This window comes from Streptosporangium vulgare (assembly GCF_042428775.1).
Lineage (GTDB): Bacteria > Actinomycetota > Actinomycetes > Streptosporangiales > Streptosporangiaceae > Streptosporangium > Streptosporangium vulgare.
Map to the genome: position 1 here is coordinate 395,845 of NZ_JBHMBS010000003.1, position 18,122 is coordinate 413,966.

Below are 18,122 nucleotides of genomic sequence, written 5' to 3' on the forward strand. Positions count from 1 at the left end.
GCCCTGCGGGCCGCATCCCCGCGGCTGTCTGATGGGAGCCATGAACAAGACGGCGGCACCCGCGGACCTGCGGACGTTTCTGACGGCGGCGGTGCGCAGGCAGCGCGTGGTGGGCGCGATCGCCCCGAGTTCCCCGGCGCTGGGCAGGGCGCTCAGCGCGGTGGTCCCCGCGCTGGGCCCGTCGGTGGTCGTGGAACTGGGGGCCGGCACCGGTCCGGTCAGCGAGGCCATCCGGGCGCGGCTGGCCCCGGGATCCCGCCAGCTGGCGGTGGAGATCGACCCCGGCATGGCCGCGCACCTGCGCCGGACGAAACCCTGGGTGGAGACGATCGAGGGCGACGCCGCCGACCTCGGCGAGCTCCTGGCCGGTGCCGGGGTCGACCGGGTGGACGCGGTCGTCAGCACGCTGCCCTGGTCGCTGTTCCCCGGCGAGCGGCAGGAGCGGATCCTGGCGGGCGTCGGCCGGGCGCTCGCGCCGTCCGGGGCGTTCACGACCGTCACCTACCTGTCCGCCCTGCCGCTCGCCGGGGCCAGGGCCCTGCGCCTGCGGTTGCGGTCGGCCTTCGACGAGGTGCTGACCACCGGGCCCGTCTGGCGGAACCTGCCTCCCGGGGTGGCGTACGTGTGCCGCAGGCCGATAGTCCGCTAGTCCCCGCCTGGCCTGCCCGGCCACGGGCCGGACGGGCCGCCCGCGAGATCGGGGCTGTCACCTCCGCGGCGGCCACGAACCCCTCAGCCCAGGACCCGGCCGACCATCCGCGCGTACATCCGTCCAGGGCTCGGCACCGACGACGGGTGCAGGAAGCCGGGAAGCATCGGCAGGTCCACCGCGAAGGGCTGCAGCCGCTCGTAGAGGACGTCGGCGCCCGAGGGGCGGTTGTCGGGATCCTTCTCCAGCAGGTCGGCCACGAGGCGGTTCAGCTCGTCCGGGACGCCGGGCACCTCCGGCGGGCGTTCCTTCACCTGGCGCTCGAACACGGCGTACTCGGTGGGGCCGGTGAACAGCTGGCGGCCCGTCAGCATCTCGTGGATCACGCACCCGAGGGCGTAGAGGTCGCTGCGGGGGCCGGACAGGCCGCGCTGGATCTGCTCGGGCGCCATGTACGACGGGGTGCCGAGGATCTGGCCCACCCTGGTGAACTGGGTCGAGCCGGACTCGCGGAGCACGGCCAGGCCGAAGTCGAGGACCTTCACGCTCCCGTCGGGGCAGAGCATCAGGTTGGTCGGCTTCAGGTCGCGGTGGTAGATGGACAGCGCGTGGGCGGCCGTCAGCACCGCGCAGGCCTGGGCGGCGATCGCCGCGGCCCAGGGCACCGGGAGCGGGCCGTGCTCGCTGACCACGTCGGCCACGGTGACGCCCTCGATGAACTGCATCACCTGGAACAGCCGCTGGTCGAAGGTGCCGAAGTCGTACAGCACCGGGGCGCCGGGGTGCTCCAGCCTGGCCAGGATGCGGGCCTCGCGCAGGAAGCGCCGCTTCAGCTCCTCGTCGGGGCCGGTGAGGAACTTCAGGAACTTGACGGCCACCCTGCGGTCGAGATGCTTGTCGTGACCGCCGTAGACGGCTCCCATGCCTCCCTGTCCGAGAGGAAGGTCGTCGAGCACGTATCGGTCGCCGATGACCATCGACCCTCCCATGGACCTGCGGGCGTCACGCCCCTTGGTCGCACGGCCGGAGATGACCGTCGACCAGTCCGTCAAAGCCTAGCCGGAGCAGCGTTTCCCCCAGCGTCCGTGTTTCGCGCAGTCTGTCCTCCAGCGCGAACAGCTCACGGAAGGCCGTACCGTACATCCGCTGGTCGGACAGGGGCAGCATGGGCACCCGCGCCCGTCGCACGTCGAGGCGGCTGGAGCTGGGATGGATCCTCGCCGCGTCGGCCGAGCGCAGGAACCCGGCCAGGAACCCGGAGTCGAGCCGCTGCGGGTCGACCCGGTAGAGCGTGAGCTGCGGGCCGAGCGCCGCGCCGCTGTGGGTGATCACCCTGACCGCGCCCAGCGCGGTGGTCACCACGTCACCCGGCCTGATCATGACCAGGGCCGGGTCGAGGGTCGTGCGGCCCGAGGGCGGTGCGCCCGCCGCGGTGTCGTCGGCGGTCAGCACCGGAAGCGGGCCCTCGTCCGCGGACATCCTCGCCGGTGCCTGCAGGATCGTGATCAGCCCCGCCTTGGCCAGCTCGCCGACCGTGGTGGTCGGCAGGTCCTGCCGCTCGGCGAGCGGCTGGAGGGCGGGAGTGGCGTCCGGCAGCAGGGCCGAGGTCTCCTTGAACCTGGTCAGGGCGTCGGTGAAGTCGCGCAGGAAGTCGAGGCCGCCGTGCTGGGGGCGGTGCCTGGACGGGGTGAGGTCGACCTCGTCGTCGAGCAGGTCGATGATCCGCACCGTCCGGCTCTCGCCGGACAGCTCGGCCTCCGGGTCCGCCACGTACGCGCGCCAGGCGGGCTCCACGATCGACAGGTCCTCGGCGGCGTCCACCACCAGCAGCTGGGACGGCGGACGCCCGCCGTCGGGCCTGCGGAGCATCCACAGGTCGGGGCCGCCGGGCGCCAGCGTCACCACGGCCCGCAGCGCCCCGGCCCGGAGCAGGTTGCCGCGGATCCGCTTGCCGGGACGGCGGCTCGCGGCGGCGGCGGGCATCAGGATCGCCACCAGGCCGCCCGGCCTCACCCGGGCCAGGCAGTGCTGCACCCAGGCCAGCTCCGACTCCCCGCGCGGCGGCAACCCGTACTCCCAGCGCGGGTCGCCGGCGAGCTCCTCGTGTCCCCAGACCCGCTCGTTGAACGGCGGGTCGCAGACCACGGCGTCGGCGAGCTCACCGGCCAGGCCGTCCTCGCGCAGGGAGTCACCGGCGACGATCCGCGCCTCGGCGCCGCGCAGCAGCACGCGTACGGCGGTGAGCAGCGCGTTCGTCTCGTTGATCTCCTGCCCCATCAGGACGGTCTTCCGTCCCGCCGGGGCGCTCGTCTCCCGGTCCTTCGAGGCGTTCGTGAAAACGGCCTTCGAAGTGGCCTCCGAAGCGGCTTCCCGAGCGTTCTTCGGAGCGCCCGCCTTCGGAGCGCCCGCCAGGGAGGCGGCGCCCAGCAGGAGCGTCCCGACGCCGCACGCGGGGTCGAGGACGACGCCCCCGTCCCCGGCCGCGAGCCGGACCATGAGCGCGGCCACGTCGTCCCTGGTGACCGGGAGCTGGCGGGAGTGGGCCTCGGCGTAACGCCCGAACAGGAACTCGAAGACCTCCAGGGGGCCGTGCTCGGCGGCGAGCTCGGCGACCAGCCGGACGAGGGCCAGGTCGTCCAGGCGGAGATCGGCGGAGCCGGGCAGATCCGTCGTCACCCCGGCCACGCGGGTGAGAGACTTCGTACCATGATCACGCCAGGCGGCAGGCTCGCGGCGCAGGAACAGCAGGAACGCGCCGACCCTGGCCACCAGCTCGCCCAGCCTGAGGTCGTCGACCGAGGTGCGCATCCGCTGCCAGACCAGGTCGCCGAGCGAGACCTCGAAGGACTTGCCGTTCGCGCGCAACCACACGGCGATCTCGGGCAGGGCGAACAGCGGGCTGGAGGCGGTGCCGCCCACCGGCTGGGGAAAGTCCTCGTGACGGCGGCGCCAGTTGCTCACCGCTGCCCTGCCGACCCCGGCGAGCCGGGCGATGTCGCCCGCGTTCACGGTGATCTCCTGGCTCTCCTCCATGGTGGGCCACAGTAGTTGACTGTGCCGCAACGGTCTACAACGACTTTGCTTGTGAAGTGCTTCAACCAATGATTTACTGCCCTCATGGCACTGAACCAACCACTTGCACTGCGCTACGCGGCCCGCTCCGACGTGGGGGTCCGCCGTGAGGCCAACGAGGACTCGGGCTACGCGAGCGCGCGCCTGCTCGCCATAGCCGACGGCATGGGTGGTCACGCGGGTGGAGAGGTCGCCAGCTCACTTGCCGTCACCGCGATGGCGAAGCTGGACGACACCCTGCCCTCCGGCGGTGTCGACCTGCTCGCCGCGCTCAAGGACGCCGCCAAGGAGGTGAACCACACGCTGCGCGACATGAGCGAGCAGGACCCCACGCTCCGCGGCATGGGCACCACCCTGACCGCGATGCTCTGGGACGGCGCCACCTTCGCCCTCGCCCACGTCGGGGACTCCCGGGCCTACATGCTGCGCGACGGCGCCCTCTACCAGATCACCCACGACCACACCCTGGTCCAGTCGCTGGTGGACGAGGGGCGGATCACCCCTGAGCAGGCCGCCGAGCACCCGCGCCGGTCGATGGTGCTGCGGGTCCTCGAGGGCACCGGCGACGGCGAGCTGGACCTGTCGTTGCGCGAGGCCTACCCGGAGGACCGCTACCTGCTCTGCTCCGACGGCCTGACCGCCGTGGTCGGTCCCGAGACCCTGTTCAACACGCTGACCGAGATCTCCGACCCCGACGAGGCCGCCCGCTGGCTCATCGACCTGGCCAACCGGGGCGGCGGCCCCGACAACATCACCTGCGTCGTGGCCGACTTCGGGGCGCCCACCGACGCGGCCCCGGCGGGCCCGACCATCGTGGGCGCCGCGGTCGAGCGGAGACTCTCCCTCTGACGACCCCCGCCGACCACCCCTCTGACCCCACGGCCCGGTCCCCGGGTCCCGCCCGCACGATCCCGCGCCGGTCCGCAGCCGGCCCGGAGCCCACGCGGCCGACCCGTGGCCGACACGCGGCCGAACCCGTTGCCGACAGGTGGCCCACACATGGCCGACGCGGCGTCGGCGGACGTCAGCGGGTACGGGCGGGAATCGCGAGGAGGTCATGCCCCTCCGGCACTCACCAGGTCTCGCCGGTGATGCGCTCGTACGCCTCGATGTAGCGCGCCCGGGTGACCTCCACGACCTCGGCGGGCACCTCCGGGGCGGGCTCCTTCTTGTCCCAGCCCGTGCCGGTGGCCCAGTCGCGCACGTACTGCTTGTCGAAGGAGAACTGCGCGTGGCCGGGTTCCCACCGGTCGGCGGGCCAGAAGCGGGAGGAGTCGGAGGTCAGCACCTCGTCGCCGAGCACGAGCGTGCCGTCGGCGGCCCGGCCCAGCTCGATCTTGGTGTCGGCGATGATGACGCCCCGCTCCGCGGCGAGCTCGGAGCCGCGTCGGTAGACCTCCAGCGTGATCCGCCTGAACTCCTCGGCGGCCTCCGCGCCCTCCAGGGCGACGACCTCCTCGAAGGAGATGGGCTCGTCGTGCTGCCCGAGCGGCGCCTTGGTGCTCGGGGTGAAGATCGGCTCGGGGAGCTTGGAGCCGTCGACCAGTCCGGGGGGCAGCGGCACGCCCGAGACCGACCCGTGCGCCCGGTACTCCTTCAGCCCGCTGCCGGTCAGGTAGCCGCGCGCGATGCACTCGACCTGCACCATCTCCAGCCTCCGGCACCGCACCGCACGCCCCTCGAACTCGGCGGGCACGTCGGTCGCCGAGATCACGTGGTTGGGCACGATGTCGGCGAGCTGCTCGAACCACCACAGCGACAGCCGCGTGAGGATCTTCCCCTTGTCGGGGATCGGGGTGGGCAGGATCACGTCGTACACCGACACCCGGTCGGACGCCACGAGGACGATGTCCCCGCGATCCTCGTAGACGTCGCGGACCTTCCCGGAATGAAGAAGCTTCACTGCGTTCCTTGCTCTCGCTCGACCCGGCGGCCGTCTGCGGGCCCCCGGTCGCTGACCGACACCTGCTCACCGTATTCGACACCCGGCGGCGGCCCGCGCCCGCCCTGCCGGACGGCCGGCCCCGCCTCCGTCGTCGCGCCGGGCTCACCGGGGCGCCGCGCTCAACTCCGCAGCAGGTCGGCGAGGACCACGGCCTCGCTGATGTCGGCCTGCCTGGTCGCGGTCAGGAGCGTCACCGTCCGGCTCCTCGCCATCTCCCGCAGGTGCTCCAGCGCGGCGGCCCGCTCGGGATCCTTCAGCTCGGCCCGGTAGCGGCGGCCGAACTCCTCGAACCTGGCCGGATCGTGGCCGTACCACGTGCGCAGCTCGGTCGAGGGCGCCACCGCCTTGCACCACTCCTCCAGGTGCGCCTTCTCCTTGGACAGCCCGCGCGGCCAGATCCGGTCGACCAGCACCCGGGCGCCGTCCTGGGGCGACGGCTCCTCGTAGACCCGGCGCACCTGTACCTCTGGTTTGACAGCCATACGGTGACCATTCCCAGACAACCGGTGACGGCAGCCACAGGTGGTGGCAAATGTCGGTGTCGAACGGGTCGAGGCCGGCGGTTCCGAACGACGGCCGCCGCCCCGGACGCGCCTGCTCGGCGCTGCGGCCCTCCGTGCCGGCGATGCCGATCGTGCCGGTCGAGCCGCGCAGGCCGAAGCCGTACCGGTACTCCTGCCGCGCCTTCGGGGTCGTGAGCACGTCACCGTTGCCGCCGTTGTCACCGGTGAGGTCGCGGAGCGGGCCGGCGGCGGCCGGGCGGGCCGCCGGGTCCTTGGCCAGGCAGACCGACACCAGCCGGCGCAGCGGGCCGGGCACGCCGGAGACGTCGGGCTCGCCCGACAGGATCGCGTGCAGGACCGGTTCGTCGAGTGAGGGGCCCGGCACGTACTCGCTGACGATGTACGGCCGCCCGTCCGCCACCCCGGTCGCGATGACCCTGGCCGTGCAGAACGCGGCCACGCTCGCCGCGACCTCCGCCTCACGCAGGAAGCGGCGCCGGATCACCGGATCGGCCGCCGGCCGGGCGTGCAGCACCTTGATCGCCACCAGTGCCCCGCCGGGCGATTCCCCCAGGTAGACCGTGCCCTGCCCGCCCTCGCCGAGCAGCCACGAGACCCGGTGGTCACCGATCCGCCCCGGCGTTCCGGACCCCGGCCCGCGAGGACCCGTCACCGCTCACCCCGCACCATCAGATGATCTTCTTGTGTCGCGCACAGGCTGCTCCGGCGATCCTCGCGGCGCCGGGAAACGCCGACACTTCGTATAGGCCTCCAACTAAGACGTCACGGCTCGGGGGACAGGCGGTCGGCGGCGTGTTCGATGGCGGTGCTCACCCGGTCGGCCAGCAGGCCGACCGCGCCGACCGCGCGGGTCATCGGGTCGTCCTCGGCGCCACCGAGGGCCTGGGACCGCAGGTAGGCGGCCTTCACCTCGGCCCACCGCGCGGCCTGTACGGGGGTCATGGTGCCGCGCAGCTCGGCCAGTTTGAGCAGGTTGGCCTCCGCGCCCGAGGTGAGGGTCTGGGCCTCGCCGAGGTAGTGGTCGTCGATCACGGCCTCCAGCTCGGCGTCGTTCATCACCGGGACGACCCGGGCCGCGAGCTTGTTCATGTTCCGGTACGAGCCCTGGAGCTGGAACGGCGGCTCGGTCCGCGACGCGTCCGCCTGGGCGGCCGAGGCGATGTACGCCTGGTTGTTGGCCAGCACCACCCGCTGGATCCGCAGCAGCTTGCGCAGCACCGCGAGGACCTGTTCCAGCTCCACCGAGGAGTACGGGTGGGAGAGCTGGTCGGCCCGCACTCCCGAGTCGCCGCGCGCCAGCCGTACCAGGAGGCGGATGTCGCCCCGGTCGCGGGTGGAGAGCGGCGACAGGACCGGGTTGGAGGTGAGCGCGTTGTCGATGTAGCTCAGCGCGAACAGCTCGTCCCGCCCCGACAGCACGTCGCCCAGGTTCCACACGTCGGCGCGGTTGGCGAGCATGTCGGGGATGCGGAAGCGTTTGCCCGCCTCGGTGTACGGGTTGCCCGCCATGCAGACCGCGAAGCGCTTGCCCCGCAGGTCGTAGGTGCGGGTCTTCCCCTCCCAGACGCCCTCCATCCGGCGCTGGCCGTCGCACAGGGAGATGAACTTCTGCAGCAGCTCGGGGGAGGTGTGCTGGATGTCGTCCAGGTAGAGCAGGACGTTGTTGCCCATCTCCAGCGCGAAGGAGATCTTCTCGATCTCCTGCCGCGCCGTCGCGTCGGGCGCCTGCGCCGGGTCCACCGAGGTGACCAGGTGGCCCAGGGCCGGGCCGTTGACCTTGACGAAGATCAGCCCGAGCCGGTTGGCCACGTACTCCATGAGGGTGGTCTTGCCGTAGCCCGGCGGGGAGATGAGCAGCAGCATGCCCATCTGGTCGGTCCGCTTGGCGTCTCCGGCCGCGCCGAGCTGCTTGGCCAGGTTGTCGCCGATCAGCGGCAGATAGACCTCGTCGAGCAGCTGGTTGCGGACGAAGGCGGTCATCACCTTCGGCCGGAACTCCTCCAGCCTCAGCCGCTCGCGCTCGGCCGCGACCAGCTCGTTGCGCCGCCGCTGGTAGGCGCGGTACGCGGGGACGCGGTGGTCGCGGAAGTGCCGGGTCCTGGCGAGGAACTCGTCCAGGCGCAGCTCCATCGCGCGCCCGGAGACGCGGGGGTGCGCGCCGAGCAGCCCCTCGACCGTGACGGTCAGCGCCGCCGAGGAGTCGTGCCGCGGCACCTCGCACAGCAGCACGGCCACCGCCTCCACCAGCTCCGCCGATCCGGCCCCCGAAGCCCGTCCGGCCCCCGAAGCCCGTCCGGCCTCCGGAGTCCGTCCCGCGCCCGAGGCTCCCGGTTCCGGCCCGGAACCCGTTCCCACTCCCATGCCCACTCCCGGGCCGGAGCCCGGAGCAGACCACGAGGCCGATCCCGGAGCCGATCCCGGAGCCGATCGCGAGGTCGAGAGGTCGAAGGCGGAGAGCCACGCCTCGGCCAGGCGGTGGCGCGCGGCGAGGTCGTCGCCGAGCGCCCGCAGGTCGTCCTCGAACTCCCCGCGCGCGGGCCCCAGCGCCCGGTCGAACCGGTCGAGCAGCGACCGCGCCCCCGCGCTCGTCACGAACCCGAACGGCTTGCCCGGCAGCTCCTCGAAGAGATACTCCCCGGCCAGCTCGAAAAGGCTCTCGTCTCCCGTGTCGCCGTGCAGGCCCCGGTCGAAGGAGGCGATCGCGGAGCCGAGGGCGGCGCGGGTCTCCTCCACCGCCTCCACCCCGCCGAACAGGGCCCGGGCCCGCGCGAGCGACGCCGCCCGGGTGGTCCACGCCGCCCGGGTGGCCTCGTCGGTGCCGAAGGCCCAGAAGAGCTGGGCGGCGGCCCTCGCGGCGGGCGGGTAGCGGAGCAGGCCCGCGCCCGCGTGCAGGCGGAGCGCGGCCTGGAGGATCGCGGTGGCGTCGTGGTCGTGGACGCCCCGCTCGTAACCCTCGTCGTACCGGGTCTCCGCCACCCGGCGGACGATCCCCAGCAGCTCCCCGTCGGTCACCGCGGCCTCGTGCAGCGCCTCCAAGGAGACAGAGGCTCCGGACTCGGCGGCGGCGAGGATCGAGGCGGCCAGGTGCTCGCCCCGGTAGACCTCCGGCGACTCCGAGACCGTCAGCTGGTTCCAGAACGGCCGGGTGTCCTCGAAGGCCGCGTCGCGCACCGGGGAGCGGTAGTCGGTCCCGGTGACGGCGAACGCCATCCGGTCCTCGTGCGGGACCAGGGTGAGGTCGGCCGGCTGGGTGTTGACCGCGAACAGGTGGCGGCCGAGCCGGATCGTCTCCCCGCCGTCGGTGTAGAGGTCGAGCCGGTCGCGCAGGGCACGGCCCGCCTCCTGGCGGGCGGACTTGATCCGGCCTTCGAGCTCCTCCGCGCGCACCTGGTCGCCCAGCGCGCGCAGCTCCCCGGCCACGCCCTTCAGCTTGAGCACCATCGGGTCGGACCCGAAGTAGGTGTTGACCTCGTCCAGCGACGCCAGCCCGGCCACCCGCCGCCGTACGCTCGACAGGATGCGGGTCGCGGAGTCGGCCAGCCGGTCGGCGCGGCGGGCCCGCTCGTCGAGCAGCGCCTGGCGCCGCGAGGAGAACGCCTCGTAGACGTCCTCCCGCTTGGCGGCCAGCTGCCCCAGGAAGTCGTCGAACTCGGCGAAGCGCGACTCCAGGTTCTCCAGCTGGAGCATCAGGCGGCCCAGCTGTTCGTCGCAGCGCTCGGGGGTGTCGGACATCGCGAGCGCCCCGGTGACCGCCTGCCCCAGCAGGGCGTACTCGGCCGCGAAGGCCGCCCGGCCCTCACCGGCCAGCAGCTCCCCGCGCCGGGCCTCCAGCGTGGCGCGGGCGCGGTTGACCCCGCCGAGCACCTCGCCGACCCGTTCCAGGATGGCGGTCCGCACGGTGGCGTCGGCGATGTCGAGCGTGCCGACCACCTCGACCACGATCTCCAGGCCCCGGGCCTGCCGCTCCAGCCGCTCGCCGATCGGCCCGGCCTCGGCCACGGTCGCGATGGCGCCCGCGTCGGAGACCAGCCGCTCGACCTCCGCGTGGTACCCGGCGAAGGCGTCGTCGCCCCGCAGGAACCCGGCCGCGCGCTGCGCGGTGCCGTCCAGCTCGGCCGCGAGCTCCGCGTCGAGCGCGTCGATCCTGGCGGTGTCGACGTGGCGCAGCTCGCGCAGGGTCACCAGGTGTCCCTGTGAGCGCCGCAGCTCCGCCAGCCGGTCGACCCACCCCTGCGCGGACCGGGGCGCCTCGCCGCGCGCGTGCCGTACGAGCGTGGTGACCTCGGCGGCGGCGGCCTCCAGCGCCTCGGCGGCCTGCCGGGTGAGCGACTGGACCTTCTCGAACTCGTCCAGCACCTGTTCGGCGGTGGCCCGCAGGTCGGCGAGCGGGCCGCGCAGCCGGTGCTCGCCCAGCCAGTGGTAGTGGTCGAAGACCCGGGCGCAGGAGGCGATCAGCGCCTCGAAGACCGGGACGGACGGTGCCATCTCGTCGACCATCCGCGCCACCGACAGGCAGTCGGAGATGCCCCGCACCAGCTCCGCGTTGCCGATCCGCTCCAGCGGCCCGGTGCCGGTCGGCCGCCCCGCGGCGTAGACGTCCGACTGGTAGGCCGTCTGCCAGACCTGCATGGGGTGCACGCGGGTGGGCTCGTCGGAGGTGGCCCTGAAGACGACCAGCGTGCCGTCGTCGAACAGCGAGTACCCGTGACAGGACAGAGGTGTCTCCACCTGCTTGCGGATCACGTTGTACGGCAGCAGCAGCGACCGCCCCTCGGCGCGGGCGTGGAAGACGTACAGCACGTCCTCGCCGTTGGGGGAGCGGATGACCCGCTCGAACTCCAGCTCGGACACGTCGGTGTCGAACGTCTTGCTGACCCCGGTGGACAGGTAGTAGCCGCCCGGGAAGATGATCCCCTGGTCCTCGGGCAGGCGCTGGCAGGCCTGCCCGATGCCGTCGAGGCGGATCACGCCCTTGGTCCTGGTGTTGAACACCAGGTGCCGCCACTCGGGCTCCTTGTACGGCCGCACCCGCAGCAGGATCAGCGGGCCGATCCTGGCGTGGTGCACCTCCGCGTCGGCGAGGCTCTGCAGCGGCTCCGCGACGGGCTCGCGGTAGACGCCCTCCCCGGTCTCGGTGTTGTTCTCGATCTTGATGGTGAGGTCGCCGCCGACGGTCTCGACGAACACCTCGCCCTCGATCGAGATGTGCGGGTGGCGGCCCATCACGTGGTCGTCGCGGGTGGCCGGGACCCACTCGAAGTCGTGCGAGGGCGGGAACGTGTGGTCGCGTTCCCCCCGGTCGTCGATGTAGGAGAGCGTGCCGTCCGTCCCGACCTGCCAGCGCAGCACGCGGGTGTCCTGCGGGCCGGTCTGGAAGACGGCCAGCATCTTGCCCTCGACGCGGCGGAGCTGGAGCAGCCGGGTCTCCCGGTAGTACCGGTAGAGCTCGGCGAAGTCCCGCTCGAAGCGCGGGTCGCGGAACATCGGCGCGGGGTCGAACCGGAACGCGTTCCCGCTCTCCCCGCCGCTCCCGCCGTCCCGGACGAACGTGTGCACGGAGAAGACGTCCTCGACGGTCGTCTCCGGCTTCATCCCGATGAACACGTTGTAGCCGAAGAGCATGAGCCCGCCGACCGACACGATGTCGCGCGGCACGCAGTTGTTCTCGGTGCGTATCCGCTCGGTGCCGACCAGGCGCAGCTCGGCCCCGCCGAACACCGCCAGGCGCTCGGCGTTGAGCGCGTCGGACTGCCGGGCCAGCTCGGCGGCCTGCTCGGCCAGCCGGGCGCGGAGCACCTCGTAGGTGCCCGCGTCCAGCCCCGCCCCCTCGCCGGGGGCGCCGGTGACGGCCTCCGCCGTGGAGGACGTCACTGCTTGGCGGAACCGGCGGAGTTGCCGGCGGAGTTGCCGGCGTGGCCACCGGCGCCGGCGGTGCCGAGCGCGGCGACGGGGAGCTCGGTCGTGGTGGCCGCCTGGGCCTCGCCCAGCAGGCCGCGCAGCCTGTCCGCGTCGGGGCCGCCTTCCTTGATCATTTTCATCAGCAGCGCGGACAGCGAGAGGTTCCGCACGTCGGCGGTGTCGATCGAGCCGAAGACCCTGCCCAGGTCGGCGGGGAGGCTCGCCGAGCCGTCCAGGTAGGGGCCGGCCAGCGTGCGGGCGACGTCGGAGTTCTCCACGAAGCCGTCCACGGCCTTGCCCATGGTGATCGAGCTCATCAGCCGGTCGAAGAACACGGTGTCGCCGCCGACGATGTCGATGTTGGCCTTGGACAGTCCGGCCGACACCACGGAGGCCTGCGCCTCGGCGATCTTGAGCTGGACGTTCACCCCGGCGAGGCGGATCTCCTTCTCGGCCTCCAGCCGCAGGCGGTACTCCTCGTGGGCGCGGGTCGCGTCGGTGAGCGCGGCCATCGCCGCGGCCTTCTCGGTGAGACCCTCGGCCTCGGCCTTGAGCTTCTCGCCGACCGTCGCGGCGGCGGCCAGCGCCATCGCCTGCTCGCCCTCGGCCTCGGCCTTCAGCCTCTCGCGCACCGCGGTGGCCGCGGCGTGGGCCCTGGCCTGCTCGCCCTCGGCGACCGCGAGCGCCTTCTCCCGCTCGACGGCGGCCTCGGCGCGGCCGACCTTCTCGATCGCCGCGGCGTCCCGCTCGCGTACCTGCACCTCGGCCAGACCGGTGGCGGCGGCTTCGGCCTGGACGCCCTCGGCGAGACGGATCTTGGCGCGGGCGTCGAGCTCGGCCGCCTGCTGCCGCGACTCGGCCAGCACCAGCGCCTCGCGCGCCCGGTGCTTGGACGCGGCCTCGGAGGCCTCGGCCGCCTTGATGTCCTTGACCAGGCTCTCCTGCGCCTCGGCCTCGGCCTGGATGATCACGGCCTGGCGGGTCCGCTCGGCCTCCTCGACCACGCGCAGGCGCTTGATGCTCTCCTCCTGCTCGGCGACCGTCTTCTCCACCACGATCCGCTCACGGATCACCTCGGCGATGGAGCGCTTCTCGCCCTCCAGCTCCTTGTCCTTGGAGATGCGCGACAGCTCGGTCTCGCGCTCGCGGGCGATGACCTCCAGCAGGCGGTCCTTCTCGATCCGCTCGGTCTCGATGGCGAGGACCCGCTCGCGGTTCTTCGCCGCCACCGCGATCTCGCGGGCCTGGTTCTCCTGCTGGACGCCGAGCTGCTCGTCGGTGCGCAGGTGCGCGGCGTGCGCCTTGAGCCGCTCCTCGGCCTGGACCTTGGCGGTCTCCGCCTCCTCGCGGGCGCGCATGGTCTCGACCTCGCGCTTCTGCTTGGTCTCCGCGTCGGCCTGGCGGCGCTCCAGCTCCAGGATCGCCTCCCGCGCGTCCACGTTCTGGCGGGTGATCTCCTTCTCCTCGCGCCGCTGGAACTCGTTGGTCCGTACGTGCTCGATGGCGGTCAGCTCGGTGATCTTCCTGATGCCCTGCGCGTCGAGGATGTTGTTCTTGTCCAGGGAGAGCAGCGAGGTCTGCTCCAGGTAGTCGATGGCCGCGTCCTCGAGGCTGTAGCCGTTGAGGTCGGTGCCGATGACCTGGATGATCTGGTCGCGGAACTGGTCGCGCTGGGTGTAGAGGTCCACGAAGTCGAGCTGCTTGCCGACCGTCTTGAGCGCCTCGGAGAACTTGGCGTTGAACAGCTCCTGCAGCGTCTCCTGGTCGCTCGCCCGCGCGGTGCCGATGGCCTGGGCGACCTTCACCACGTCCTCGACGGTCTTGTTGACGCGGACGAAGAAGGTGATGCGGATGTCGGCGCGGATGTTGTCGCGGCAGATCAGGCCCTCACGGCCGGTACGCGCGATCTCGATGGTCTTCACCGAGATGTCCATCAGCTCGGCCTTGTTGAAGACGGGCAGCACGACGGCCCCGGTGAAGGTGACGTCGACCTTGTTGATCTTCGAGATGATCAGGGCCTTGCCCTGTTCCACCTTGTGGAACAGCCGGCTGATCATGAAGAGCACGGCGATCACGACGAGGAGGGCGACGGCGAGGAGGATGCCGAGCCCGGTGGAGATGACGTCCAAAAGTGGTCCCTCGGTTATATAGGACGATCAGGGTCGAGTTCCGCGTCGTACGGCGTCACCCAGAAGAACTCGCCGGGGGAGTCATAGGCGAATATCAGGGCGACGCTGCCGGCGGCGAAAACCTCATCGCCGGTCTGCCGTACTTGAACGAGAGCGGAGGAGCCGTCGGCGGACGTGACCTCGGCCTGGCCGAAGTCGCGGCCGACGCGGCGCGTGCGGATGACGCACATGCGGCCCACGAAGTCGGCGCGGGAGGGGACGCGCTCCTTCGGGACGAGACGCCGCAGTGACAGGACGAGGAGGCGCGTGCACGCCCAGGCGCAGACCAGTGCCGCGACCAGTACGGCGACCAGGGCGGGGGTGCTCGTGAACAGCGTGCCGCCCACGAGGCTCGCGAACCACGCGACGACGACCAGCAGCGAGACGGCCACCGCGGCCGGGACTCCGCCGAGTCCCAGACCGCTCAGGAGGCCGGTGGCCCCTGTCGCCTCCGACCCGTCACCGTCGCCGCCGCCGTCGAACCCGAACACCCCGGACACGACGAGCACCCAGTACGCGATGATCACCAGGAGCAGGAACGTGAACAGGACGGTCGGAAAAGACAACGCGGCATCGACGAACTGGCCCATCGGCGTGTGAGATCCCCCTGCTGGCATATCGGAACGCGCTCCCCCGAGCACGTGTGGGTGACTATATACAGATAAAGTTCAGTTAAAGGGAATAGTTCCCAAAACGGAAAAATATCGGCATGAATTTCTCGGCGGCGGGGGCCGCCGGTACGCGGGGCCTCACCCGGGCGCCGTCCGGGGCGCGAGGGGCTGAAGACAGGGGAGCGCGGAGCCCGGCGGAGTCAGGGCATGGAGAAGCGGAGGAACGGGAGCGAAGGGGGGCGGGCCCCACGTCCTCGGCTCCGTCCCGGAGAGCCGTCCCGGCGGGTCAGGCGGGGCGAGTGATCATGTAGGCGAGCCCGACGAGGATCACGACGGGAATGAGCCACACGATCGCCTCGATGGCGAACTCCTTGTACATGAGGAACATCCCTCCGGAGCTGTGCTCGGCGAGGAGCGCGGATCTCCGACGATAGCCGTTGTCCCCGGCGACGACCAGAACCCACCGCGTACCGGATCGCCCACGACGAGAAGCCGGTTCCCGCGAGAGGCCGGTTCCCGCGAGAGGCTGGATTCTTCCCACGAGAGGCGCTTCCCGCGAAGGGCTGTGGGGGGCGGGGAGAGGCTACGAGGGGCTGGCCGAGCCGACCACCACCGGGGTGTCCGAGAGTTCCCCCTCGACCACGTCGGCGACCACGCAGGTGATGTTGTCGGGACCTCCCGCGTCACAGGCGAGCGCGATCAGCTGACGTGTCACCTCGTCGAGGTCGTCGACCTCGGCGAGCACCTGGCGGAGCTGCTCGGCGTCGACCACCCCGGACAGCCCGTCGGAGCAGAGCAGGTAGCGGTCGCCGATCTCGGCGTCCCGGAGGGAGAGGTCGAGCTCCAGGTTGTCGCCGCCGTCGAGGACCTGCAGCAGGATCGACCGGTGCGGGTGGCGGGCGGCCTCCTCGGCGGTGATCCGGCCGTCGTCCATCAGCGTCTGGACCAGGGTGTGGTCGTAGGTGATCTGGTACAGGTCACCGTTGCGCAGGAGGTAGGCGCGGGAGTCGCCGATGTGGGCGAGGGCGACGCGGGAGCCGTTCCAGAGCATCAGGGTCAGGGTAGTGCCCATGCCGGTGAGCGACGGGTCTTCCTCGACCAGCTCGCGCAGGCGCTGGTTGGCCTTGCGGACCCCGGCCTCGGCGGCGGCGGCGAGGTCGCCGGGGCACTCCTGGTCCAGGGACGCGACGGTGGCGATCGCCGCCGAGCTGGCGACCTCCCCGCCCACGTGGCCGCCCATCCCGTCGGCGACGGCGAGAAGCCGGGCGCCCGCGTAGGCGGCGTCCTCGTTGCCTTGCCGGATCCGGCCGACGTCGGAACCTGCCGTATACCGCAGCGTGATCATCTGCACATCACTAGATCGTCGAGTTGCACGAGCTGAGCCGCTTTCGGACAGTTGGGATGGGCATAGGGCGAACCGAGATGTTCCACAATCCACTTAACACCATGGTGGCGCAAGCGGCCTGGGGAAGTGTTGCCACATCTGTTGACACCTGTGGTGGCGCGTAAGCTGGTTTCAGTGCCACCCGAGCGCCCCTGCAGTGCCCCCGCACTGTGCCCGAAGTACCCCACCTTACGCACCGCTAGGAGATCAGTAATGGCCGCGATCATTCAGGAGGCGGCTCGCCGCCGCACGTTCGCGGTGATCAGCCACCCTGACGCGGGTAAGTCGACCATGACCGAGGCGCTGGCACTGCACGCCTCCGCGATCAGCCAGGCGGGAGCGGTGCACGGCAAGTCCGGGCGGCGCGGCGTCACCTCCGACTGGATGGAGATGGAGAAGGCCCGGGGCATCTCCATCACCTCCGCCGCGCTCCGGTTCGAGTACCGCGGCCACATGTTCAACCTGGTCGACACCCCCGGCCACGCCGACTTCTCCGAGGACACCTACCGGGTGCTGGCCGCCGTCGACTGCGCGGTCATGCTGCTCGACGCGGCCAAGGGCATGGAGCCGCAGACCCTGAAGCTGTTCGAGGTCTGCCGGCACCGCCGCATCCCGGTGATCACGTTCGTCAACAAGTGGGACCGGCCGGGCCGCGAGGCGCTGGAGTTGCTGGACGAGATCGAGGAGCGCACCGGGCTGAAGCCCACGCCGATCACCTGGCCGATCGGCACCGGCGGCTTCTTCCACGGGGTGGCCGACCGCGCCGCCGACCGGATCGTCCGCTACACCCGCACCCCCGGCGGCGCCACCAAGGCCATCGAGACCGACCTGAGCGCCGAGCAGGCCCTGGCGGAGCTGGGCGGCGACTGGGAGCGGGCCAAGGACGAGATCGACCTGCTCTCCGCGATCGGCGCCGACCACGACCAGAAGACCTTCGAGGCGCACGAGTCGACCCCGGTGCTGTTCGGGGCCGCGCTGTCCAACTTCGGCGTCGGCCGCCTGCTGGACGCCATGGTCGACATCGCCCCCGCCCCCGCGCCCCGCCCGGACGTCGCCGACGACCCGCGCCCGCTGGAGGAGCCGTTCTCCGGACTGGTCTTCAAGGTGCAGGCCAACATGGACCCCTCGCACCGCGACCGCATCGCCTTCGTCCGGGTGTGCTCGGGCAGGTTCGAGCGCGGCATGGTGCTCATCCACGCGGCCACCGCCCGCCCGTTCGCGACCAAGTACGCCCAGTCGGTCTTCGGCCAGGAGCGCGCCACGATCGACGAGGCGTACCCCGGCGACGTCGTCGGCCTGGTCAACGCCAGCGCCCTGCGTCCCGGCGACACGCTCTACGACGGCCCGCCCGTCGAGTTCCCGAGGATCCCGAGCTTCGCCCCCGAGCACTTCTCCACCGCCAGGGTCCGCGACTCCAGCCGTTCCAAGCAGTTCCGCAAGGGGATCGAGCAGCTCGACGCCGAGGGCGTGGTCCAGGTGCTCCGCTCCGACGTCCGCGGCGACCAGTCGCCGGTGCTCGCCGCGGTGGGCCCGATGCAGTTCGACGTGGTCAAGCACCGGATGGCCGCCGAGTTCAACACCGAGATCCTGATGGACCGGCTCGACTTCGGCATCGCCAGGCTCACCGACGCCGAGTCGGCGCCGCTCCTGGCCCGCCAGCGCGGGGTGGAGGTCTTCACCCGCTCGCTCGACGGCGCCCTGCTGGCGCTGTTCACCGACGAGTGGCGCATGCGCGGTGTGATGCGCGATCACCCCGACCTGGTGCTGAACGCGCTGCTCGCCGATACGCGCGGCTGACGGGGGTACGAGCCTTGCGAGGCTCGGGTGAGGTGAGCCGGGTCGGGTGAGGTGAGCCGGGGAGGTCCGGGTGT

12 protein-coding genes are annotated in these 18,122 nt (G+C 71.8%); 4 read left to right on the top strand and 8 right to left on the bottom strand.

The window, feature by feature from the left end; genetic code table 11:
* The first annotated feature begins 40 nt into the window (after positions 1 to 40).
* On the top strand, positions 41 to 649 hold the full coding sequence (locus tag ACFFRH_RS08510; protein ID WP_344746592.1) for a class I SAM-dependent methyltransferase: 609 nt from the start codon (positions 41 to 43) through the stop codon (positions 647 to 649).
* Between the two features lie 83 nt (positions 650 to 732).
* On the opposite strand, the gene ACFFRH_RS08515 is transcribed toward ACFFRH_RS08510, so the two are convergent.
* Both ACFFRH_RS08515 and ACFFRH_RS08520 read right to left on the bottom strand, forming a co-directional pair.
* The gene (locus ACFFRH_RS08515) at positions 733 to 1,701 is read right to left on the bottom strand and encodes a serine/threonine-protein kinase (RefSeq protein WP_344746593.1); all 969 of its coding nucleotides are present in this window, start codon (positions 1,699 to 1,701) and stop codon (positions 733 to 735) included.
* Positions 1,652 to 3,682, bottom strand: coding sequence for an N-6 DNA methylase (locus ACFFRH_RS08520; protein ID WP_386155435.1), 2,031 nt, complete (start codon positions 3,680 to 3,682; stop codon positions 1,652 to 1,654). Before ACFFRH_RS08520 ends, ACFFRH_RS08515 begins: the two co-directional genes overlap by 50 nt.
* A gap of 84 nt (positions 3,683 to 3,766) precedes the next feature.
* On the opposite strand from ACFFRH_RS08520, the gene ACFFRH_RS08525 reads away from it, so the two are divergent.
* Complete coding sequence (locus ACFFRH_RS08525; protein ID WP_344746595.1) at positions 3,767 to 4,570, top strand: PP2C family protein-serine/threonine phosphatase; 804 nt, start codon at positions 3,767 to 3,769, stop codon at positions 4,568 to 4,570.
* Between the two features lie 223 nt (positions 4,571 to 4,793).
* Here ACFFRH_RS08525 and ACFFRH_RS08530 read toward each other — a convergent pair whose 3' ends face one another.
* Both ACFFRH_RS08530 and ACFFRH_RS08535 read right to left on the bottom strand, forming a co-directional pair.
* Complete coding sequence (locus tag ACFFRH_RS08530; RefSeq protein WP_344746596.1) at positions 4,794 to 5,624, bottom strand: phosphoribosylaminoimidazolesuccinocarboxamide synthase; 831 nt, start codon at positions 5,622 to 5,624, stop codon at positions 4,794 to 4,796.
* 161 nt (positions 5,625 to 5,785) lie between these two features.
* A complete protein-coding gene (locus ACFFRH_RS08535) occupies positions 5,786 to 6,148 on the bottom strand; it encodes a DUF488 domain-containing protein (protein WP_344746597.1) in 363 nt (120 codons plus the stop codon).
* Positions 6,149 to 6,198: 50 nt separating this feature from the next.
* On the opposite strand from ACFFRH_RS08535, the gene ACFFRH_RS08540 reads away from it, so the two are divergent.
* Entirely contained in the window at positions 6,199 to 6,747 is a 549-nt protein-coding gene (locus ACFFRH_RS08540; RefSeq protein ID WP_344746598.1) for a hypothetical protein, read from the top strand.
* A gap of 205 nt (positions 6,748 to 6,952) precedes the next feature.
* Here ACFFRH_RS08540 and ACFFRH_RS08545 read toward each other — a convergent pair whose 3' ends face one another.
* The 4 genes from ACFFRH_RS08545 to ACFFRH_RS08560 all read right to left on the bottom strand — a co-directional run bounded on the left by ACFFRH_RS08545 (position 6,953) and on the right by ACFFRH_RS08560 (position 16,212).
* Complete coding sequence (locus ACFFRH_RS08545; protein ID WP_344746599.1) at positions 6,953 to 12,061, bottom strand: DNA repair ATPase; 5,109 nt, start codon at positions 12,059 to 12,061, stop codon at positions 6,953 to 6,955.
* Positions 12,058 to 14,217: an SPFH domain-containing protein gene (locus ACFFRH_RS08550; protein WP_344746600.1), complete on the bottom strand. Its 2,160-nt coding sequence runs from the start codon at positions 14,215 to 14,217 to the stop codon at positions 12,058 to 12,060. Before ACFFRH_RS08550 ends, ACFFRH_RS08545 begins: the two co-directional genes overlap by 4 nt.
* Before the next feature lie 14 nt (positions 14,218 to 14,231).
* Complete coding sequence (locus ACFFRH_RS08555) at positions 14,232 to 14,846, bottom strand: hypothetical protein (RefSeq protein ID WP_386155439.1); 615 nt, start codon at positions 14,844 to 14,846, stop codon at positions 14,232 to 14,234.
* Between the two features lie 604 nt (positions 14,847 to 15,450).
* Positions 15,451 to 16,212: a PP2C family protein-serine/threonine phosphatase gene (locus tag ACFFRH_RS08560; RefSeq protein WP_344746603.1), complete on the bottom strand. Its 762-nt coding sequence runs from the start codon at positions 16,210 to 16,212 to the stop codon at positions 15,451 to 15,453.
* Positions 16,213 to 16,464: 252 nt separating this feature from the next.
* Between ACFFRH_RS08560 and ACFFRH_RS08565 the strand changes: the two genes are divergently transcribed.
* The gene (locus tag ACFFRH_RS08565; protein ID WP_344746604.1) at positions 16,465 to 18,048 is read left to right on the top strand and encodes a peptide chain release factor 3; all 1,584 of its coding nucleotides are present in this window, start codon (positions 16,465 to 16,467) and stop codon (positions 18,046 to 18,048) included.
* Positions 18,049 to 18,122 lie beyond the last annotated feature (74 nt).